This window comes from Fulvivirga maritima (genome assembly GCF_021389955.1).
Lineage (GTDB): Bacteria > Bacteroidota > Bacteroidia > Cytophagales > Cyclobacteriaceae > Fulvivirga > Fulvivirga maritima.
The window spans coordinates 933442-954883 of the sequence record NZ_CP089980.1; the positions used below are offsets into that span (position 1 = coordinate 933442).

15 protein-coding genes are annotated in these 21442 nt (G+C 35.1%); all 15 read right to left on the reverse strand.

The window, feature by feature from the left end; translation table 11 throughout:
- Positions 1-2 precede the first annotated feature (2 nt).
- Positions 3-1058 carry an aldo/keto reductase gene (locus LVD15_RS03825; RefSeq protein ID WP_233779006.1) on the reverse strand — a complete coding sequence of 352 codons (1056 nt, stop codon included), beginning with the start codon at positions 1056-1058 and terminating at the stop codon, positions 3-5.
- A 46-nt stretch (positions 1059-1104) separates the two neighbouring features.
- Entirely contained in the window at positions 1105-2082 is a 978-nt protein-coding gene (locus LVD15_RS03830) for a thioesterase domain-containing protein (RefSeq protein WP_233779007.1), read from the reverse strand.
- 3 nt (positions 2083-2085) lie between these two features.
- The gene (locus tag LVD15_RS26800) at positions 2086-4296 is read right to left on the reverse strand and encodes a non-ribosomal peptide synthetase (RefSeq protein ID WP_306416969.1); all 2211 of its coding nucleotides are present in this window, start codon (positions 4294-4296) and stop codon (positions 2086-2088) included.
- Positions 4289-8353 (reverse strand): non-ribosomal peptide synthetase, encoded by a 4065-nt coding sequence (locus LVD15_RS03840; protein WP_255763373.1) that lies wholly within the window; start codon positions 8351-8353, stop codon positions 4289-4291. Before LVD15_RS03840 ends, LVD15_RS26800 begins: the two co-directional genes overlap by 8 nt.
- A 50-nt stretch (positions 8354-8403) precedes the next feature.
- Positions 8404-9015, reverse strand: a complete 612-nt coding sequence (locus tag LVD15_RS03845) for a hypothetical protein (RefSeq protein ID WP_233779008.1) — start codon at positions 9013-9015, stop codon at positions 8404-8406.
- Positions 8999-9766 (reverse strand): radical SAM protein, encoded by a 768-nt coding sequence (locus LVD15_RS03850; protein WP_233779009.1) that lies wholly within the window; start codon positions 9764-9766, stop codon positions 8999-9001. Before LVD15_RS03850 ends, LVD15_RS03845 begins: the two co-directional genes overlap by 17 nt.
- Before the next feature lie 50 nt (positions 9767-9816).
- Positions 9817-10566 carry a class I SAM-dependent methyltransferase gene (locus tag LVD15_RS03855; RefSeq protein ID WP_255763374.1) on the reverse strand — a complete coding sequence of 250 codons (750 nt, stop codon included), beginning with the start codon at positions 10564-10566 and terminating at the stop codon, positions 9817-9819.
- 37 nt (positions 10567-10603) lie between these two features.
- Entirely contained in the window at positions 10604-12259 is a 1656-nt protein-coding gene (locus LVD15_RS03860) for a condensation domain-containing protein (RefSeq protein WP_306416970.1), read from the reverse strand.
- The gene (locus LVD15_RS03865) at positions 12207-13613 is read right to left on the reverse strand and encodes an amino acid adenylation domain-containing protein (RefSeq protein ID WP_233779011.1); all 1407 of its coding nucleotides are present in this window, start codon (positions 13611-13613) and stop codon (positions 12207-12209) included. The genes LVD15_RS03860 and LVD15_RS03865 overlap by 53 nt, the downstream gene beginning before the upstream one ends.
- Positions 13603-14790, reverse strand: coding sequence for a glycosyltransferase (locus LVD15_RS03870; RefSeq protein ID WP_233779012.1), 1188 nt, complete (start codon positions 14788-14790; stop codon positions 13603-13605). The genes LVD15_RS03865 and LVD15_RS03870 overlap by 11 nt, the downstream gene beginning before the upstream one ends.
- A 12-nt stretch (positions 14791-14802) precedes the next feature.
- Complete coding sequence (locus tag LVD15_RS03875) at positions 14803-15072, reverse strand: acyl carrier protein (RefSeq protein ID WP_233779013.1); 270 nt, start codon at positions 15070-15072, stop codon at positions 14803-14805.
- 46 nt (positions 15073-15118) lie between these two features.
- Positions 15119-16969, reverse strand: coding sequence for an ANL family adenylate-forming protein (locus tag LVD15_RS03880; RefSeq protein ID WP_233779014.1), 1851 nt, complete (start codon positions 16967-16969; stop codon positions 15119-15121).
- 105 nt (positions 16970-17074) lie between these two features.
- A complete protein-coding gene (locus LVD15_RS03885; protein WP_233779015.1) occupies positions 17075-19462 on the reverse strand; it encodes an ABC transporter permease in 2388 nt (795 codons plus the stop codon).
- A gap of 37 nt (positions 19463-19499) precedes the next feature.
- The gene (locus LVD15_RS03890; protein WP_233779016.1) at positions 19500-20015 is read right to left on the reverse strand and encodes a UpxY family transcription antiterminator; all 516 of its coding nucleotides are present in this window, start codon (positions 20013-20015) and stop codon (positions 19500-19502) included.
- Positions 20016-21038: 1023 nt separating this feature from the next.
- Positions 21039-21359, reverse strand: coding sequence for a hypothetical protein (locus tag LVD15_RS03895; protein WP_233779017.1), 321 nt, complete (start codon positions 21357-21359; stop codon positions 21039-21041).
- Positions 21360-21442: the final 83 nt, after the last annotated feature.

Below are 21442 nucleotides of genomic sequence, written 5' to 3' on the forward strand. Positions count from 1 at the left end.
AACTATTCAAAATAGTATTCATGATCATTTGGTGTCCACTTTACTTCCTGGCCCCAATTCATCTTACCCTCCATATCCGTAAGTGCTTCTTGAATAATCAACTTATCCGCATTATCCAAATCTAAATTAATAGCTCCGGCGTCATGAGCAACCTGCTCTGCTGAAACAGCTCCCAATAAACCTATGGTAATCCCTGGCTGTTCCAGAGCCCATCTTATACTCAGCTGCGAAAGCGTTACTCCATAATCTGAAGCCAGTGGTTTTAATATGCTAAATAATTTTTTGATGTGCCCCGTATTATCAGAGCCATAGAGCGCTGCCTCACGAGGATTCTCACCGATGCGCCATAACCACTTTCTAACTTTTTGCCCGGATAGTATCCCACGTTGTAACAGGCAATATGCAAAAATACTTATGTTCTGATCACTACAATATGGAGTCAGCCTTTCATCTGGTTCTCTATTTAACATACTATATCTAACCTTATTTGATACAATCTGTACACCGGAGCCACTCATCATTGACTTCAATTGACTCAAAGAGTGATTACAGACCCCTACATGGAGAATCTTGCCCTGCTGCTGCAGGATTTCAAATGCTTCCATTGTCTCTTCTACAGGAGTCGTAGAGTCTGGCCAATGTAGAGAATAATGATCTATATAATCTGTACCTAACCTTCTTAAGCTATTTTCACACTCTTGAATTATACTAGCCTTTCCGGAGTATTTAAAAAGATTATAGCTGCTGCCTCCAATCTCTTCATTTTGCAAATAAGGCTCTCCTTTATTTCCATACCACACCATTCCGCATTTGGTTAGAACCTTTATTTTATCACGTGGAATATCCTGTAACATTTTACCTACCAACTCTTCACTATAACCTAAGCCATACTGTGCCGCAGTATCAATAGCGTTTACTCCTAAATCAAAAGCTTTCCTTAAAGCCTTCAAAGCTTCATGTGAATCACAACCTCCCATCATTTTAGGCCCTATAGCCCAAGCTCCAAAAGTTATAGCAGGCAGAACTAATTGGCTGCTACCAATCTTTCTATACTCCATATTGTTAATTATTTAATTAATAGAATTCTTTAATAACTCCCCTGATCTACAATGCCTCACAAAGGGGAAGTATGTTTGAGTGCTGAATTACTGTGTAGTGATTTCCCTGTAAAGAAATAATCCGGAGATCGCTAAATATTTCTTCCCAACCTAAACCTGGGGGAAATTTGCTCCAATCCACGTCAGCGGCCTTAACCAGTATTAAACGCGTTTTTAAACTTCCATTGATATCAAAAGTCATGAGAAGCTGGTATACAAAGGACCTCAGTACATTTGCATTAAATGAAGACATTTGCATCTTACTATATCCATTAACGAAATGAATTATAGAATCAGGCAATTGATCCTTTGAAGTCTCCTCAATTACCCCAAATAACTCAGGTGCCCATTTGTGCTTTTGTGTTTTGATTAGATTATATTCTTCTATAAAATAACTTATCGATTCATGCAATCTATAGCTGTCATTGCATGACTTCTTACGAAAAGATGGACAAGCAACATCTATAAAAATAATGCAATCAAGTTTATAATCTTCTGATATTAAAATTTTGGAAATTTCATATGCAACATATGCACCGTAACTGTGAGCAATAATTTGAAAATGCTGACCTTTATCAATACATCCTCGAATTTGGTCCAGCGTGTAAGTAGTCGTTTCCCGAACGCTTTTCAAAGGGCTGGTTGATACTCCTCTAACAAATGGAATACCGTAGACCTTGAATTTACTTTCTAAACTTATACCTAAGTCATCATAATTATCGACAAAGCCAGGCATTCCAGGAAGCAAAAAAGCAAGATTTTCAGAATGACTATTATTTAGTTTTTTTACTGCAAACGTATTATCAGGGTCTAGAAGAAATTTTAATAACAAGGGTTTATTTTCTTTGACTTTATTAAGCAAATCCTCTGAAACTGACTGCCCTTCTTTTACTTTCATTTTTAGTTTCTCATCTTCCACAAAGAGATCAATACCTTTTAGCTGCATCTCTCCTAAAATATCGAGAACCTTTAAATAATTGCCCATGACCTATATCTCTATGATGTGGTAATTGCTTTTACTTTCAGAAATATTTTCACCAACAATTATTTCCACTTGTTCACAAAGTGCTTTAATATCCTTTGCTTTAAATAAAGTTTTAACGGAAATATCTATTTGAAAATGCTTGCGAATGTTATGAACCAGTCTTATAGCAAGTAAAGAGTTTCCTCCTACTTCAAAAAAGTTGTCATGAATATTCAAGATTTCTAAATCTAGAATATCTTTCCAAATTTCCAGCATTTCGTGTTGTATAGGTGTTAAGGCTACCTTTTCATTTTGCCTATGGAGCGAGTAGCCTGCAGCCATTTCTAACAACATTTCTTTGTTAACCTTTCCATTATTAGTAATAGGCATTTTCTTTAAAAGGCACCATCTTAGAGGTACCATGTAGGAAGGAAGTAGTTGTTTTAAATAGGCTATAATTGAACTTTCATCTACCTCCTCTGAGGAAGGTACTCCAAACCCAAACAGTTTTTTATTACTATCATTGCCTATAACTAAAACTGTGCATTGAATAAGTAGCGCGCACTCCTTTAACTTGCTCTCTATTTCATTTAGTTCTATTCTATACCCACCAATTTTCACCTGATCATCATTACGCCCCAAATACTGAAGCTCTCCCTCAGGCAACCATTTGGCTAAATCACCGGTTTTATACATCCTAAGATTATCATCAAAAGGTGAAGTTGTAAACCTTGTACTATCCGAATCATGACCTCCGAGATATCCCCTTCCTACCCCCGCTCCTACAACACATATTTCTCCCACAGCCCCAAAAGGCACCATTCTCTCAAATTCATCAAGTAAATAAATCTTATTATTATGGGTAGCTCTACCTATAGGAGTATGTATGAGCCCAGGAATTATTTGTTCGAAACGATAAAAAGTGGCACAGATAGTAGTTTCTGTAGGGCCGTAACCATTTATTATTACTATGCCTGGAATTAGTTTCTTTATCTTTTGTAATAATTCCTGCTGAATGGACATAACACCGACAAGTAAACTTTTTAGGCTCAAGCCACCACCAAATGCCTCAATTTCTTCTATAATCTCTTTTAAAATGGTTGGGGGTAAATAAGCATTTTCTATCTGTTTATCAGATAAATAATTAACTATAGCTTTTGGGTCTATAGAATCTTTATTTAAAATATGCAGCGTACCTCCAAAACATAAGTTTGTGAAAATTTCCCACACTGATACATCAAAAACAAATGGACAAAGTGAAATACCCGAACCCCATTTTTCATGTCCAGTTTTTATTCTATAACTATGAATTAGAGCCACAACATTTCGGTGCTCTATCATTACACCCTTTGGATTGCCAGTGGACCCACTAGTGTATAGCACATAAGCTAATTGATCTGGCTTAGTAAGTGATCTTGGTATACTTGAATAGTTAGATTTTAAGATGTCTTCGACTAAAAATGCTTTTTGAATATACTCTGAAGGAAGCAGCTGAATAAGCTTTTTCTCCGTGATAATCAGTTGGCATCCCGTGTCTTTTATTATGAAATTAACACGCTCCTCTGGGTGATGCATATCTAATGGAACATAAGCTGCCCCAACTCTTAATACTCCCACCATGGCAATTATCATGTTTACTGACCTTCCCATACCTACCGCTACTAGATCCCCTTGAGTCACGCCTTCTTTTATGAGAGCAGCACCTATCTTTTCTGATTTCATCCATAATTCTTGATAGGTTACATGATGGTCTGTATCTACCAATGCTAGTTTGTGCGGAAACTCATTACAACTTTTCTCTATTAGATCTAATAAATTTTCAGGTGAATCAAACTGAATTGAGGATAGATTATATTCTTGCTGCAGAAGTAATTTGTCTTTTTCTGCTAGAACATCTAACCTCTTAATTGAATTGTGTGGGGCTAAAATTATCTGATCAAGCAATTCCTGAAAACAATCACAAAAATGCCTAATCGTATTTTGCTTAAACAACGCCGTTGCATATTCAACATTTAAACCCAAAGTGCTATCCCCCTCTACTATGGTAATTGTAAGGTCAAATTTAGACATTGAAATATCCATCTGCTGCTGAGATATGTCACAGTTGGAAAGTTCAAAGTGATTTTCATTTGAACTATAACTCATAGCCAACATAACCTGAAATAATGGATTCATGGAAAGATCTCGATTTACTCCAGCTATTTCAACTATTTTTTCAAAGGAAATGCTAATGATCTTGTACTTTCAGCAACTGCTTCTTTATACTCTGTGCATATTCCACAAAAGATATATCTTCATTAATAGAGCACCTCACCAAAAGCGTATTTGAAAAGTAACCAATTAAATCTTCAATACTAGGATGAGCTTCCCTGCCAGAAAAAGGAACTCCTACACAGAAATCATGCTGTCTGGAAAACCGTGAGATTAAAACAGAAAAAACGGAAAGAAAAATATTGTATATAGTTATATCATATGTTTCAGATATTCTATAAAGTGCTGATACAATGGGTTGATCCAATGAAACAAAAATACTGTTACCTTCAGAATTATATATTTCTGGCCGTGCAAAATCTGTGGGTAATTGGAGAGGTTCTACTCCCTTCAACTTATCGCTCCAATAGCTAATACATTTTTCACTTATAATTTTTTCTCTTTGCCATTGCGAATAATCCTGATAATTATGCTCTATCTTTTCTATATTTTCACCATGATATAAGCTTGATAGTTCTTTAAAGAAAATTGATGATGACCATCCATCAAAGGCAATATGATGTACATTAATAATTAATTCAAACTCCTTATCATACTTAGCTATTACTATAGCTTTGATCATAAAATCCTTTGTCAAATCAAAATCTGACCAACTTGATACAACACCATCTAATTCCTGACCTTCTACCACCTTTAATCCCCAATCTGTAGAATTTAACAATCCTTGATAGGGTTTCCCCAGCTCATCTTGATAAATGACAGTCCGTAATGGCGTATGCCTATCGATAATGTCTATAAAGGATTGCTGAAGTTTGTCTAAATTCAATTCGCCGGTAATCTTAAAACACATGGGGATGTTATACTGTGAATTACCTGAAGTAAGCTGGTCAATTACCCATATCGATTCTTGTTGATAGGAAAGCGGGATTTTTGCACCTAAATTAACCTTAGGCAGCATTTCAATCGTACTTTCTCCTAGTTCTATAAGTCGCTGAGCAAAAGCCCTTAACACGGGGTAGTCGAAAATTTCTTTAATTGAGACACTATAGGAAAGTTCATTTTGAAGAGATGTTATGAGCCTGGTTGCCAGTAAAGAGTGACCACCAATTCTAAAAAAATGATCTGCCACTCCTACTTGCTCGATACCGAGTATATCTTGCCAGATAAGAATCAATTGTTTCTCTAATAGATTAGCTGGCTCCACATATTTAGTGAGCTTTAGTGGTGACAAACTCGCTAAGGCTTGCTTATCTACCTTACCATTAGATGTCACAGGCAATTCTTTAGTGATTACCCATTCGGCAGGAATCATATAATCAGGCAATTCCTTTCTTAAATGATCCTGTAATTGTTCAAAGTCAAAACTGGTAAGATGAGAAATAATGCAGCCTCTTAAAAGCTTACTCCCTTTGGAGTCTTTTTTTAATATAACCTCCGCATCGATGACATCACTGCATTTCTTCACGGCTAATCTTACCTCATTCAAATCGACTCTAAAACCACGAACTTTTACTTGATCATCCTTTCTATATAAAAATTCGATATCGCCAGAAGGTAATTTTCTTCCCAGATCACCAGTTTTATAAATGAAACTATTACCCTGTTGTTGGAAAGGGTTCGAACTGTTCTCAGTATCATTTAAATAGCCGGCTACTACTCCCCTCCCTTTTATTATTATTTCACCAGCAACTCCAATAGGAAGAATTGATCCGGCCTCATCTATAATACTGATAGATGTGTTAGCTATAGGTTTACCTATTGGCAGTCTGGATCTCGATACGTCATATGGTTTAACTTGATACATGGTAGCACAGATTGCACATTCTGTAGGCCCATAAGCATTATAACAAATGACATTTTTACTTAATTCAGTTAAAACCTTTACATCGGGCGTTTCACCGGCTGACGTTATTACTCTTAATGAACCCAGATCTTCAACGTTTAGCATACGCAGGTAGGCAGGCGTTAATATAGCAAGAGAAATACTGTTTGTTTTTAAAAGGTCTGTAAACAAACTCTTTTGAAGAAGGCTTAACTTATTGGTTAATACTAAAGGTATACCTGCCGATAAAGCTATAAAAATCTCGTTTACAGAGGCATCAAAAGCCAATGACGAAAATTGAAGCATGACATCATCATCATTAACACGCCATTCTTGAATATGTGCTAATATGGTATTAGTTACATTTTTGTGACGAACCGGAACGGCCTTGGGTTTCCCAGTAGACCCTGAAGTAAAGATAATATATGCAAGACCACTAGCACGACAGTTAGATTTAAACTCCTTATGGCTCTTAAGTATATCAATTTTCTGTCTATCTAAATATACTGGACTTACACCCTCCTTCAGCGTCGAGATCTGATGTAAAAATGTATAATGAGTCAAGACAACATCAGCACCAGATTTATTTAGTATATATTGAACCCTTCCTTCTGGGTATTCTGGGTCTATAGGTACATAAGCAGAACCCAATTTTAGTATAGCTAATATAGAAATGATCATATCCATAGACCTTTCAGTGTAAACGGCTATAACATCAGCATTTAAATTATTGCCAATTAAATAATTACAAAGCTGATTTACTTGCTGAAAAAGCTCATGATAGGTTAACCTGGTTTCTCCAAATATCACCGCAATATTATTTGGTTTTCTCTCCGCCTGCTTTTCAAAAAGTGATATCAAAGAGGCCTCAGGATAGTCTACATGAAGATTATTGAACTTATCAATTAAAGACAGTTCTTTAACTGAAAGTATATTTAGGGTATTCACATAAGCCTCTGAATGATACACACATGCTTCTAACAGCTTAAGGTAATTAGCCGTCATGAGTTTTGAAAGGCCTAAAAAGCAACTAGCTACTTTAACATCTAATCTTACCTCTGTGTCGGAAACATCTTCAACAATTGTTAAACCAATGTCTACCTGAATGTCTCCTACTACACTGTTTGTCCAATTAAATTCTATTGGTTTTAAGTCCAGAAAAGTAGAACTACTATCGTTGAAACCTTTAATAACGTTAAACACAGCTCGAAATGGATTTAAGTGAACATCTTGAGATCCAAGTTCCCGTTTGATCAAATCAAACGGAATAGTACTATGTTTAAAGCTTTTCAAGATCTCAGCATTCACAGTCTTTATTAAATCTGAGATGGAGCAATCAGGGTCAATAGCTTGGTGATTCAAAACCCTATTAGCGAACAGCCCTATGGTATCTTTATATTCATTTCTACCAAAACCTCTACCACCAATGACATTTTCTATGATTATGCTTTTGTCTTTGGAATAAATATAGAGAAGCAATATGTAGGCCGTCTGGTAAACTGCTGAGGTTAAAACTCTTTTTCTTAAAGCTATAGTTCTAATTCTATCCCTAAGCTCAGAGGATATTGTAGCTCTTTCATAGTCTATAACATTTTTATCTTGGCCACCATGAAAATCTAAATGAAAAGAATTTTTATAGCCTAATTTTTCCTTCCAATAAGATAATTCTTTTTGATAATGATCTGAGTCATTAAATGTCCTTTGTGCTATACTGTAATCTTTATATTGCGTTACGTTGCTTTCAAAAACCTGCTCATTAGCAGTATTATAGAAACTTATAAGGTCTGACCAAAGGATGGCCATAGATTCAGAATCTGTAATTATATGGTGAGCGTTTAGTATTAAACAACATTTATTTGAAAACCTCAGCACTCTTAATCTTACCAAAGTACCCTCTCTTAAATCAAACACATACTGCTCCTCCTGAGAAATAACTGATTTTATAGTATTATTGATGTATTCATCGTCATCAACATCTAACTGATTAACGATAAAAATTTCATCAACATTTACTTGCTGAGATACTTCCTGAAATAATTCATTTTTATGCGTTACAAAATGAGTCCGCAGAGCTGAATGTTTTATGATAACTTGATGAAAAGCATTTTTTAAGATATTACTATCTATATTTCCATCATAGCCTCTCATTTCAATAAAATTCCAATATGAAGGGGCTACCGTGAAGGCATGAAACCATATACCTTCCTGCTGATTGGTGGCGGGAAACAAGTGGTTTTGACTATAATTGTTAGTATACATATGGAAGGAAAGAATAAAGTTTTAGAGCAATCAGATAAGCCTTAATCGGTTTAATATGTGTAACCGATTTTATCTTTCCCAAGCACAGTTTTCACCCCATCTGCAATTACTTTAGAAACAAAATCACCATATAAAATGCCCTTTTTAGTTAGTACCAGTTCGTCATAGCGATCTTCGATATACGCCTGACTAATCAGCTCAGTGATTAACTCAGGTATAAGATCAAAATAATCAAAGCCAAATTTTTCAATGAACTCATCTTTTTTGTAAGAAAATAATCGAGAAGCACATAATAAAAGCTCTTTTACTATCAGATCTTTTGCGGATAAAGAATAAGAGCGAAATATCGGCATTTCTTTATTTTTGAGTCTTTGATAATAAAGAAATGTGGTATTAAGATTCTGGTAGTTCACATTATCAATTTTACCAAATGAGGACACACCATAAGCAATCATGTCTTCACCTCTCCATGTATATTCAATGTATTTGCTCTGTGATCCATCTTTAGTAAAAGCAAATGTACTCCACATATCATACCCCTCATCTATGAGCTTATCTATGGCAAATTCCATAAACTCTGCTTCCCTTTCAGCTGTGGGCAATTCTATTTGTTTCCCATGCACACCTTTGATGAAAAAGTTAGTATTAGCATAGGTTTTCATCTTGTAAAGGGTCAATAAATTGATTTTTTTGAGATAAGGCAGTGTCCAATGATTTCTCCCAAGTATCCATTGTTTCTCCAGCTAATCCGCTAAGCAAATCAATATTGATATTAAAGCCCCCTATTTCATTAACCGTATCTATAGATTTTAAAGCTTGATCTGCACTGTGTTTTCTACTGCTTAATTTGATAATCTCGTCATCAAAGGATTGAACCCCCATGCTTATCCTATTAACCCCACCTTCTTTGTACATTTCCAATTTAGACTTACTAAATGTACCCGGTTCTGCTTCTACTGTAAACTCCAAATTAGACTTATCAATAAAATGATGCTTATTTAAAGTATCAGTAAGTTGCTTAAACTGCTTCTCAGTTAATACAGAAGGTGTTCCTCCTCCTATATAAATAGATTTAACCTGGCGGTTTTGTAAATTATACTTCTTACTTATAAGTTCAATTTCCTGACACAAATACATCACGTATTCATCTACCTGATCTTTAGACTTGATCAGTTCTTTATTATAAAAACAGTAATCGCAGATTTGTATACAGAATGGTATATGAATGTATATATTGATCGGTTTCAACATCTGAAGACTCTCATTATTCTCACTATTCCAATACTTATAAAAAGGATAGTTAGTATAAAACTCCTCTCTCGTAGGCACTTCCATTCGTTCTGAAAGATTCAGAGGTTTAGTATCTATATCGGCACTATTTGTTTTACTATGTAGATTAATAGAATTGGTCATAAAGGTTAATAGGTTAGATGTTAGTTAGAATGTAGGGATGAAATAGGTATTTATTTTTCACCGATCATGATCATTGACTTGGCCTCATTATCATAAGGGCCACCTGCAAAATTTCCGTATACTTGTATGTTTCTGAAACCCACCTCCTGCAGATAGCCTTGTAACTCAGAAGCAGAGTAAAGTCGATGGTAGGCTACGATTTCTTCCTCCACATTATCTTTGGTTACATATCTTCTACACTCAAGTCGAGTCCAATTATCAAGTATTCTACTTTTTGCTACCACTTTATAACCGTCATATTCTAATTCCTCTACTTTTTTAAAAGTGGAAGCTATTACCTCTTTGCCCAAAATTTCAATCATGAATTTACCGTTGGGAGCTAATGATTTATAGATATTTCGAAGGGTTTTTATATCGTCTTCTATATCATCAAAATACCCAAATGAAGTACATAAATTAACGATTAAGTCAAACTCACTCGGTCGGCAATACTCCTTCATATCACTCTGTTCAAACTGGATATCCAAACCTTCACGCGCAGCTCTTTCGCTTGCAATATCCAGATAAGGCTGTGTGATATCTACACCTGTAACTTCAAAGCCATATCTGGCTAGTTCAATGGAATGTCTTCCAATACCACAACATAGGTCCATAACCCTTCTCGTATTGTCCAAATTTCCAAGTAATTTTAAGAGTCGACCCACTTCAATGAATGTAAGTCTAACAAGATTCTTATTGAAGATTATTGAGCGCTTTAAGACCCAATCACTCTCTCTTTCATACCACGAGATAGTTTCCATGCGAAAATGTTTATATAATTAAGTAAAAGATTAAAAATTAAACTAATGAGATGTCTGAGCTAATAAGGTCAAACATTTTTAGATTAAGGTCGAGGTCACGACCTGTTATTAAACCAAGAATTGATAGATATTCCTGGGCCACATTATTGAGTTGATCGGAACTAAGGGAATGTCTATTGGAAGAAACGCGAAGAATGAATCTTTCACCAGTATCAGTTATAGCCAACGAGAGAGGCATATCTTCATAATAACGCACTGGTTGATGAAGAATAAGTTCCGTTTTCTCCAACAGATATTTCTCATCATGAATGTGGTATCCCAAAAAGAACTTCATTAAACTATCCAGTTTATTATCGGATGAAGTCCAAGCTTTAATAATATTTTCAAAAGGATATTTCTGATGCTTCAACGACCGATCAATATGCAGGAACGAATCCTTTATCCAACATTTAATATTCTGATCCGGATTTATGTTAAAAAATAGTGGAATAACATTTGACAGCAACCCTACCACGTCGGCCATACTTCTTTCAAACCGATTACTTACAGGCGACATAATAGCTACACTGCTTTCGCCATAAACTCTATTTATCAAGATGGCTAAGGAAAGCGTAAAAATCTTATATTTTGAAATTTTATTTGCCTCTGAAAAGTTGATAACGCTTTCTGCAAGACTGCTTTTAAGATTTAATACAACATGAGTACCTCTAAACCTATCCTCACTTTTTGCTTTTATACTTTCTCGTTGAAAACCATCGAATTTTTTCAACTGCATAATCCAAAACTCTTCATCAAGCTTATATTGATTCGATCCGCGATATATCTCTGCTAGTTTTAAAAAAGTTCGAAACTGCTTCTGAACACTTAGCTTATATCCACCATAAACCCTAATGACTTGTTGCACAATTATTTTTAGAGATTCACCATCAGAAATAATATGAGGCATCTCAAAATGTAAATATTTCTTATTGTTCGACAGCCTTATAAACGTCAGTCTAATTAATGGCACTTTCGAATAATCAAATGATTTTGAAAGCTTATGTAACTCACTGTTCAAGTCATCCGTTTCACAGCTGACCTCAATTATTGGACAGTTCTCCTTAATTACTGTTTTAAGAAAAACCTTTCCTTTTTCCATTTGAAAACGAGTTCTTAAACCTTCGTGAGTATCAATAACCTCTCCCAATGCATCTTCTAAGCACTGAAGATCAAGATTGCCATTAACCTGAAAAGTCAAATAGGAATGAGGAAAAGGAATTTTGGGATTTAACTTATTTTGGATGAAAAGATTTCTTTGTGCCACAGTAGCTTCTATAGAAACTCCAAAATCGTTATCGGTATTTATTTTTTGCTTTCCTCCATTTGCTATAATCTTTTTCAAAGTCCCTAGATTAAGCTCTCCAAATAAATCTGATGGAGCTAGCTCAACATTAAAGTAATCACTTACTTTATAACCTAGCTTCATTAAAGCCAATGAATCCCCTCCACATTCATAGAATGACTGATGATCATTAACATGAGAAAGGCAAAGAATCTCCTGCCATACCTTCTCTATTCCTTCCAGATCGGCATAATTTTTTGAAACAGTGCCTGTATTTTCTTCATACTGACTAGATAATGCTTTTTTATCAACCTTATTATTAAAAGTAAGAGGCCACTTTTTTAATACAAACCCATTTATGGGGCAGCATATATTCCGGCAGTGAGTTTTTTAAAAAAGAGTGTATATCCTGCTCATTAATAGGTAAGTCAGATTCATAAAAAGCTATGAGCTTTCGATTTTGATATAATACAACACACTTGCATATAGTCTTATATTCTCGAATTACGCTTTCAATTTCTCCTAACTCAACACGGTAGCCATTAATCTTTATCTGGTCATCAGCCCGTCCGTTATAAATTATGTTTCTATTTTCTTTCTGAGTCACCAAATCACCAGTTCTATACATTCTGTGCATTTTATTATGGTGAGCATGAACAATAAACTTTTGATTAGTCAGTTCTTCGTTTCTTAAATAACCATTTGCCACTAATTCACCACTTATAAATAATTCTCCCATTTGGCCTTCTTCACAAGGCTCTAAAGAATCATTTAGTATGTAGACTTTAACGTGCTCTAGAGGTTTTCCCAGAGGAACCTCGTTTGGAAAGTCATCAATATCAATTGGTAGTTCGTATGTAAGTACACCTACGGTAGTTTCTGTCGGTCCGTAGTGATTAAAAATTTTACATGAAGGTTGCACAAGATTTCTTAAGCTGGCGGCCAAGGAAATGGGACACGCCTCCCCTCCCAAGATTAACACCTTTTGAGGTAATAATACGGTAGCATCTCCTTGCTGAAGAAAAAATTGTATAAGAGAAGGTGTTATTTTATAGCCATCAATTTTATTATTTACAAAATAACTTCTCAGGCTATGAAAAGAAGTAATCTGCTTTACTGGAATAACATGTAACGTTTTCCCAAAACATAGTGCAGAGAAAACTGCCGTATAACCTGCATCTGCAGAAAAGCCCCCTAGAATAGCTAAGGATGTACAGTCTTGAAGACTCAGTGCTGTTTCAACATCATTTACATAATGATAGATATTACCATGATTGACTAAGACCCCTTTAGGCCGCCCTGTAGATCCAGATGTATATATTACATAGGCAGGTTGCTCCAGGCTGCTTCTATTAATACATTCTGACTCTGAGTTTTCCAGAAACGTTGCATAGGTCTTCTCATTAATTAATATTTTCGGATTACAGTCCTGAATAATGTAATTAATCCTTTCATCAGGAAGAGTGAGGTCAACCGGAACAAATGCTGCACCTGATTTCAATATTCCTAATAACGCAGAAATAATTTCATGACCGCATTCTAACATTACAGGGACTAAATCACCTTTGCCAATACCTCGTTGGATAAGCTGACTAGCAACTTTATTACTGACTTTATCAAGTTTACTGAAAGAAACCTTTGAGCCATTACTCAGTACAGCATAAGCATTCGGAGTTTTTCTTACCTGCTCTGCAAATAAATCAACTAAAGTAAGTTTATCTTTCACCCCTATAATTTTGTTCATTTATATGATCACGAATGTGCGTCACAGCAGAATGAGCAGCATCCTGGGATAAATAATCCCCAATCACACTATTTATACTATTCTGGAAATCGGAATAATTATTTAAAATTGCATCAATATGACATTTCAAGTCTTTCTTATTAAGACATCTTAAATGTGTGCCCACCTTTAACTGATCTACTCTAATGGCTGTTAGCTGTTGTTCTGGAATAATTGGAATTACTATCATGGGTGTTCTACTGTAAAGTGACTCCTGAACACTTGCCATGCCTCCTCTTGAAATAAAAATGAGAGCCTTCTCTAATATTTCAGCCTGGTTTACATACTCAACCAACTGAACGTTATCGGGTATATTTCTTAATTGATTAGGATCAATCTTAGAACCTATAGAGATAATCGCTTTCAAATTCAAATCTCTGAACACGTCAATACAAATCTGAAAAATATCCGTGTCCTGATTGACAATCGTGCCCATAGAAACATATATATATTTCTTTCTATTTGCCTTTGCAGTGTTACCCATATATGGGTATCCAACATATTGATAAGAGAAATCGAACAAATCTCTTTCAGGCTGGAAAGCCTCCTGAATGAATGAAATATTGAGCTTTCCAGAATTTACATACACATCCCAGACATCAGGCTTAAGTTCTAACTGTAATTTTTTATAGAGTAGATTACTCTTTCTAATAAAATTAATCGCCCCCTCAAGACCTTTCGGTTTGGATTCATGACTGGCACGAAAAAATGGCAACATAATCCTTTTATCCAGCACAAATGTGGTATATAAAGTAATATTGGGAATCTGAAAATGTAGTGAAATCAATTTAGCCCAAACAGCCAAATGCGAATGAATTATGACATCGGGTTTTTCTATATCAACTTCTTTCATTAAGAAATTGATAATGCTAAAGGAAGCATCAATTAATATTTCTCCAAAATCAAAGTATGAAGTATCAGACCCTATTTTATCTGAATAATGACCATTGAAGCTCTCAGGGTATGGTTTAAAGTGAAAATTGAAATTACCCGCTGGTTTAAGATCCCATGTATTGTAATAAATAACATTGCATTCATCGCTTCCCAATAAATCCAAAACTGGAGTAAGGGTATTCCTTACACTGATAGAAGGCACACTAAAAAAAAGAACCTTTTTCAAAGCAAAAAAGACTTATTTCACCACTCCAGCATTCATCTTGCCTGAAATAAAATCTGCCAAAGAATTAATGTTACTGAATAGTTGTGCGTTTATCTCTGTCTCATCAAAGCTTATGTCAAACTTATTTTCCAGCTCTACAATGAGGTTGATAATGGCGATAGAATCAAGCCCAATACCACCGTCGTATAAAGAAACATCGTCACTTAAATCTTCTTCATTAATGTTGGCATCAAGGTCGTTGGCAATTATGCTTCTGATTTTCTTTTTAATTTCTTCAGTCATTAGTTTTAGGTTTAAATTGTTAATATAAATTAGGTAGATAGTTTTCTCAGGCTAACCTTTCTATGCTAGATGCATTACTTTTAATATACATTCTATCTGGTTTACCATTCTTTAAAGTTTTCATTTTGGACACAAAAAATATCTCATCCGGAACTTGATGCTTGCTCATATATTTCTGCAATTCTTTTCTCATTAATCTTTCATTAAAATTTGATGATTTATATTCAACCACGGCAATCATAGAGGAGCCCCGACCTGTTTTTTCTACCTCCACTACTACAAGTTGGGTAAGGTCTGGAAAGATACTTTTGATTTGAGATTCCACTTCTTCCAAAGACACAAGGAAACCTGATCGGTTCATTCTATTATCTAACCGACCAAAGATTTTTAGACCTTTTTCATCATCCACTTCCCCTATGTCTTTAGTATCAAACCAGCCTTCATCAGTAAAGGGGGTATCTATTTTAAGCCCTGAACTTTGAATATAGGTGTAGAATGGAAAAGGGTGTTTGCACTGAAGTTGATCATCAAACTTTGAACAACTTACTTCAACTCCCTCAAGAGGCTGTAGCCATCCTTTATGTCTAAGTTCTTTATATAAATTATCACTTACAGAAGTTGCTAATGCCCCCATCTCTGAGCTTCCATATAGGTTAATCAGTGTGCCCACCTGCTCTTCAAAACGCTGATATGTTTGCTCATCTAATCTTTCTCCTGCACTAATATGTAAAGTGTTAGTGACTATCTTTTTTGAAATAGAAACGATCATGCGACATACCATAGCGGTTATGAGCGTAAAATTTGGTCTGAACTTATTCAGTCCTTCTAAATACTTTATAAGATTATTCTTATCGATAATCCAAATACTGGCACCTGTCATCAATGCGGGAAGTAATCCCACTCCTAATCCAAACATATGTCCTATGGGAACGGTGACAAGTATTCTACACTGGCTAGTGATGCCAAAATGATCAACAACCTTCCTAGCATTAGCCAATAAATTCTCTTTCCGATGACAGATATACTTAGGCTTTCCGGTACTACCTGAAGATGATAGAATCACTAATCCTTTTTCTCCTTTGACAATAGATGATGGTTCGTTACAGAAATTCGAATTAGCCCGTAATTTAGTCTGATCAATCGATTCAGCATTTAACTCCAATATAACATCACAAAACCCAGGTAGCTCTTCACTTAAATTTGTAGAGGTTAGAAAGCAATTTATACCATTTTGAATGCAATAAAATATCAGTAAAGCAATGTGTGGTGAATTTGAGGTCGGTATAGCTACACAATCGGCTGAATGCATCGCTTCCAACAGGTCATTTCCTAGAGTATAACTTAAACCGTCATACTTTACTGTACATTTACCGTCGGTTATAATTGATGAATTATCAACCCAAGCCACCTTTTGGGATCTCATCAAGGATAAGTCGTTGAAATATTCGGTTATAATCCCTACTTTTCTATTACTCACCCAGTACTGGTATCTTTTCTGGTAAAAGCTATTATTCTCTACATTTAATGAAGTGGCTATCTCAGAACTTGTGCTTTGAATAATCGAAAAGTCAGTCTTTCCTATCTCTTCCATCCTATTATATTTATGAAATATCCGGCCGATTGGAATAGCTTTATTTATGATATCATCATATTCCCTATCAGTCAGTTGATCTCGAAATAAAACACTTTTACAATATAATACTGGTTGATCTGGCCTCTCAAAATATAAGCTAACTATTCTTTCTACATGTACTCGCCCCTCTTCATCGTATACTTCTTCTTGAAATAAGATTTTTGAATGCATCTTTAACCCCTTCACTTTTTCCAGGAAAAAGGTTGTTGAGGTTTTTAAATTAAGAAAATCATCTAAAGGAAATATACTTTCATATTTCGACATAGGTATGGGGTTTTGCAACTTAAAATTCAAGTAGAATCACTACAATCAGACCCTCGCCTCTACAAAATAAAATCCTAACAGTATTATCAAGACAACTTCCAAAAACTATTCTGATTTCAATGATTTAATAGGGTTTGACATTGCTGCCTTTAGAGAATGATAACTGATAGTAATAAGGGTAATAACCATGGCTCCAATAGCAGCTACCAGAAATATCCAAAAAGACAAGTTCGTTCTGTATTGATAATTCTGAAGCCAGTTATTCATGAAATAATAAGCGAAAGGTATAGCAAAAATCATTGACGTAATAAGCAACATGGCAAAGTCCTTAGAAAGAAGTGCCCATAGATTAAAAACAGGCGCCCCTAAAACTTTTCTGATTCCTATTTCTTTAATCCTTTGCTCAGCCATAAAAGCAGAGAGCCCGTAAATTCCCAGACAAGAAATGAGAATTGCCAAAGCAGCAAAGAAGGTAGCTAGCTTGCCCACACGCTCTTCATATCTAAACTTTTTATCGTATTCTTGATCTACAAATTTGAAATCAAAGGGAACGGTAGGATCATAAGTTTGAAAGGAGGAGCGAATATAATTTATTGCTTCACTACTACTCACCTCAGGGGTAACTCTAGCTGTAATGAGGTAATATCGGTCTCCAGTCATTTGGAAAATAGATGGTCGTACAGGCTTATAAGGAGACTCAAATACAATATCATCTACCACACCTATTACTTGAAAGGATTTGCCTTTCCACATCACATTTGTGCCCACTGGCTCTTCAAGCTGCATAAATTTAACAGCCGCCTCATTTAAAATAAAAGATTGATGATCAGACTCTCTATCTCTTGAAAAATCTCGACCTTCAGTTATGGACCAGCCAATAGTATTTCCATATTCAGGAGTTACATTATTTATAGGAAATTCCAATGCCAAATCTGGATCTTTGCCCTCCCAACTAATATCGCCGTCAGATACATAATAATCTGTGGTAGAATTAGCAGATTCGGCCACCTCCTCTATCATTCCGGATTTCAACAATTCAATCCTGAAAGATTCGAAAGAATTATGAATTAAATCCGTGGTATTAAAAACAACTAGGCCATCCTTTTGATATCCTATTGGCTTATTTCTAGCAAATTCTACCTGACGAAACACTACAATAGTTCCAATAATCAAAATTATAGAAATTGAAAATTGTAATATCACTAATATTTTTCTGGGAATTGCAGAGTATTTACCGGCTTTAAATGTTCCTTTTAATACACTTACAGGGTTAAACGAAGAAAGATATAAAGCAGGATAACTCCCTGCCAATACACCGGTAATTAAACAAAACACGGACCCTAATACCCAGAACCCTATACTTTTCCATGGAAGCTCCATAGACTTATCTGCCAAGTCATTGAAGAAAGGCAGAATTAATACCACAATAGGTAAGGCTATAATGAAGGCTATAAAGGAAATAACAAAGGCTTCAATAAAAAATTGAATGATTAATTGGTACTTTGGTGACCCCATGGTCTTTCTTACACCAACCTCTTTTGCTCTCTTTTCTGATCTGGCTGTACTTAAGTTCATAAAGTTAATACATGCCATGAGCAAGACAAAAAGGCCAATTATGCCAAACAATCGAACGTATTCAATTCTTCCTCCTGTATTTTTACCATTCTTGAATTCTGAATAAAGATGCCATTTGCTCATAGGGTGAATGAAGACTTGCTTTTTAAATCGATTTGCTTCATCGGCTGGCAACTTATCATGTATAACTTCAGCAATTTTATCTGAAGTATTCGCAAAACTCGCATTATCATCAAGCTGAACAAAAGTCTGGAAATTATTGTACTGCCAAGGAGAAGCGTGCTCTCTTACACTGGGTTCATTATTCAAATATAGTTTCCATGGAGCTACAAATTTTAAATGTTCGAAATCTGAGTTAGCAGTAAAGTCCTCATATACTCCTGTTACTTTCACTCTTAGTTTATTATCAATCTCCAGAAATTTACCCAACGCACCTTCGTTTCCAAATATTGCAATAGCTATAGATTTAGCTATTAAAATGGAAGATGGGTCTGATAACCCCTGTTGATTTCCCTCGACCATGTTTAGGTCTAACAATATAGGAGCATCTTCCTCCATAAATGCACCCACAAATTTGAACTTCCGATCACCCTCGTGTTTTAAAACATGTTCTGATTCCAAGGTAGACATAACGATGTACTTGAAATCTTCACTAAAAGTATTTTCAATTTCATCTCCAATTAAATATGGCATATAAATTAATGACATGCGCTCGCCATTGAAATTTACATGGTGCATTAATCTACCTATTCTGTCATAATTTGTATGATCCTTATTGAAAGATAATTCATCGTAAACCCAGATGCCCACCAAAATAGCAATTGACATTCCTACAGCAAAGCCCCCCACATTTATAAAGGTATAGCCTTTGTTTTTTTTCAGATTGCGAAAAGCTATTTTAAAAAAATTAAGAATCATAAATATCTAAAAATATGTTCAATTGTAAATATTAAACTTAAGCTACGTTTAAGACTCTAGAAACTGCTTCTGGAGAGACATCTACCAGAATGGATTTATTTAAAATCTCCATCCTTATTGCCAATTTATATTTACTATTCCACCTTACGAGATTACCGTGAATACCTACCAACGGGCCAGAATTAACCACTACTTCATCTCCTTCGGTAAAGGATGTTTCAATGACCTCAATATCTTTATCATATAGCACCTTAAGATCCTTCATTTTCTCTGCTGGAATGCTAGCCATTTCATTTTGATATTCAATAAACCTAACCACACCTTTAGTGGATAAAACATGATATTTTAAGCTCTTTTCTATTTTTACAAATAAGTAATTTGGAAAAACAGGCACCTCTATCATTCTTTTTCGATCACTCCACTGTTTAATTACTTGTTGCGTAGGTAGAAAACATTCTATACCCTTTTTAAGAAAAAGTCGTGAAAGTTTTTTTTCAAAATTTGGCATCGTGTATACTACATGCCATTTATTGTCAGAAGTAGTTGGATTCATAGTTAACAGAGGTGCTAGGAAAGGTTGATAGATATTTCTATTACGCAAAACACAGCTTCGCCATGTAAGTCCCATAAAATTAATTATGATAATAAAACATATCTATGTGTCTAAATTATTATAATTACTAATATATAGCATTATTTCTTTAATTACTAACACAATTAATATTCTATTAAATATTTATTATAGATACCCATCTAAATCGCATAACGGCAAACTGGTTTACGCGACATACATTGTTCCAGAGCTTTGTTTAACATAGTTGACCTGTGGTTACTCTGTTAAAACAAAGGAAATATTCATCGAGGTACGACCTGCTAATGTGTATGGATGTAGGGAGGGTTAGAATTTATTTTTAAAGAATCCATACTCACTGTCAATGAGTAATGACCTATCAAGAAAACTGTTAAACTCTTCACAAGCGTTTTCAGGAACCAAAGTACAACAATAACATGCAGCCATGACTGTACTTGAACCCTACCTCACAATTCTCTTATTATCAATGATTTACCTGATGCTGCAATATTCAGTTCACCGTATAGGTCTCATTTTTCAATTTCGTTTGACTTTGGTTAATCAGTGACTAAATCTAGTCAAATTTCACAAAAGAGTCAATTGATTCTTTCCTGCTTATAGTATGGCATGCTTTGAAAACAACGTGGCAACAGCTAAGGACGAGGACGAACGGATAGTCCATAGCGTCCTACCCCCATTTGGCCTCAAAACTACTCCCACTCATCAGGAAGTAATCTCTGTACTGGTTCGAATACTGATCAGTCCAGTGATTACCTGATAGCGAAAAGAATCATGTATTTAAAGACCCGGGTGCACTTCTTAGGGATGCTAAAACCAAAAAACCTTACACCTCTTAAAACTTTAAAGCCCGGGACTTGCCCAGGCTCTTTTATTATTCTATTAATTACGTGAACTATTAAAAAACTCGTTGATAACGAGCTCTAACAGAGGCCTACATAACCAACATGCAAAGCATGGCGGTAACGGAGGCGATAACAGATTCAATCAAGAAGCTTTCTCGGATTGATTAGCAGCCTCAGTGAGTTTTTGTCTTCTTTTTTTAGCTTTATATGCCATTCTTTTAAGTATTAAAAACATCATTCTCCAAAAGGTTAAAAATATCAATATTTGAACAATTAGTATCACGAGTAGACTGTCACTACCCTCCATATATGTTATTCCAAAACCAACAAAAGTCACCGGAATTGTAAGTAATAAAATTATAGATACTATAAGACTACTACTATTTACAAATAGTAATGCTAAAGTTCCCAAGCCCACATATAGAAAGGAAATTATAAATGACTTTTTCAGTTCTTTGTTCATACTTAATTAATGGTTTTAGTTGGATTATTTGTAACACCTACATTACTTACATTATACCACATAATTACATTGGCAATTGATTG

Bases quoted from the DNA above. Each gene is read 5' to 3' on its own strand.
- LVD15_RS03825 (WP_233779006.1), bottom strand. From the start codon at position 1,058: ATGGAGTATAGAAAGATTGGTAGCAGCCAATTAGTTCTGCCTGCTATA.
- LVD15_RS03830 (WP_233779007.1), bottom strand. From the start codon at position 2,082: ATGGGCAATTATTTAAAGGTTCTCGATATTTTAGGAGAGATGCAGCTA.
- LVD15_RS03840 (WP_255763373.1), bottom strand. From the start codon at position 8,353: ATGTATACTAACAATTATAGTCAAAACCACTTGTTTCCCGCCACCAAT.
- LVD15_RS03845 (WP_233779008.1), bottom strand. From the start codon at position 9,015: ATGAAAACCTATGCTAATACTAACTTTTTCATCAAAGGTGTGCATGGG.
- LVD15_RS03850 (WP_233779009.1), bottom strand. From the start codon at position 9,766: ATGACCAATTCTATTAATCTACATAGTAAAACAAATAGTGCCGATATA.
- LVD15_RS03855 (WP_255763374.1), bottom strand. From the start codon at position 10,566: ATGGAAACTATCTCGTGGTATGAAAGAGAGAGTGATTGGGTCTTAAAG.
- LVD15_RS03875 (WP_233779013.1), bottom strand. From the start codon at position 15,072: ATGACTGAAGAAATTAAAAAGAAAATCAGAAGCATAATTGCCAACGAC.
- LVD15_RS03880 (WP_233779014.1), bottom strand. From the start codon at position 16,969: ATGTCGAAATATGAAAGTATATTTCCTTTAGATGATTTTCTTAATTTA.
- LVD15_RS03885 (WP_233779015.1), bottom strand. From the start codon at position 19,462: ATGATTCTTAATTTTTTTAAAATAGCTTTTCGCAATCTGAAAAAAAAC.
- LVD15_RS03890 (WP_233779016.1), bottom strand. From the start codon at position 20,015: ATGAATCCAACTACTTCTGACAATAAATGGCATGTAGTATACACGATG.
- LVD15_RS03895 (WP_233779017.1), bottom strand. From the start codon at position 21,359: ATGAACAAAGAACTGAAAAAGTCATTTATAATTTCCTTTCTATATGTG.